Source organism: Streptomyces sp. NPDC058964, from assembly GCF_042741275.1.
Taxonomy (GTDB): Bacteria; Actinomycetota; Actinomycetes; order Streptomycetales; family Streptomycetaceae; genus Streptomyces.
This window is the reverse complement of the sequence record NZ_JBHYKH010001051.1, coordinates 1-1,096: the sequence shown is the minus strand read 5'-3', so window position 1 is coordinate 1,096 and position 1,096 is coordinate 1. Positions and strand designations below refer to the sequence as shown.

1 protein-coding gene and 1 pseudogene are annotated in these 1,096 nt (G+C 70.3%); both read left to right on the top strand.

Features of this window, described 5'->3' with window-relative positions:
- On the top strand, positions 1–610 hold a 610-nt coding region (locus tag ACFW2E_RS47590; protein WP_384478585.1), incomplete at its 5' end, for a methyltransferase C-terminal domain-containing protein.
- A gap of 36 nt (positions 611–646) precedes the next feature.
- Positions 647–1,096: pseudogene (locus ACFW2E_RS47585) on the top strand (cytochrome P450); the annotation flags it as partial.

Here is a 1,096-nt window from a genome sequence, read left to right as displayed (position 1 = left end):
CGCCTACGACGTCGTGTGCCACGAGCACCTGGAGTACTACGGCTTCCAGCAGATCGAGTGGATGGCCCGGAAGGTGGGCTTCACCATCCTGAAGGCCGAGGTCACCGACGTCTACGGCGGCAGCCTCTACGTCACTCTCGCCAAGAACCCCGGCCGCCACCCGCGCGACGAGGGCTCCCTGGACGCGCTGCGCGCACGCGAGGCCGCCGCGGGCCTCGACACCATGGCCCCCTACGAGGCTTTCGCCCGCAGGGTGCACCAGCAGCGCGCCGATCTGCGGGGGTTCCTCGACGACTCCCGCGCGGCCGGTCTGGTCACCTTCGGGTATGGCGCGTCGACCAAGGGCAACGTGACCCTGCAGTACTGCGGCATCGGCCCCCAGGACCTGCCCTGCATCGGCGAGGTCAGCGAGGAGAAGGCCGGCCGCTTCACCCCCGGCAGCAAGATCCCCATCGTCTCCGAGGAGGAGGCCAGGTCCCGGCGCCCCGACCAGCTCCTCGTGCTGCCCTGGATCCACCGTGCCGGCTTCGTCGAGCGCGAGCAGGCGTACCTGAAGAGCGGCGGCGCGCTCGTCTTCCCCATGCCGACGCTCACCACCGTGACCGCCTGACCGGGCGCCGGACACACCTCCTAGGAAAGGGCCCCCGTGTCGACCGACACCTCGACCGCCGTCCCCAGTCTGGACAGCGACCTCTTCCATATCGACCAGTACGAGACCTACGCCGCGCTGCGCGAGCAGGGACCGGTGAGCAAGGTCAGCTTCGTCGGCCGGGAAGCATACCTGATCACCCGTCACGCCGAGGCCAAGGCCGCCCTGGGCGACCTGCGGCTGAGCAACGACCAGAAGAAGCAGCCGCCCGAGGCGGAACTGCCGACCTACCACGGCATACCCGAGGACGTCCGGCCCTACTTCGCCAACAACATGGGCAGCAACGACCCGCCGGCCCACACCCGCCTGCGGGGGCTCGTCGCCCGGGAGTTCACCGCACGCCGCGTGGAGTCGATGCGCACCCGGATCGAGGAGCTCGCCGAGCAGCTGCTCGACGGCCTCGCCGGCCAGGACGAGGCCGACCTCGTCGAGCGCTTCGCCTACCCG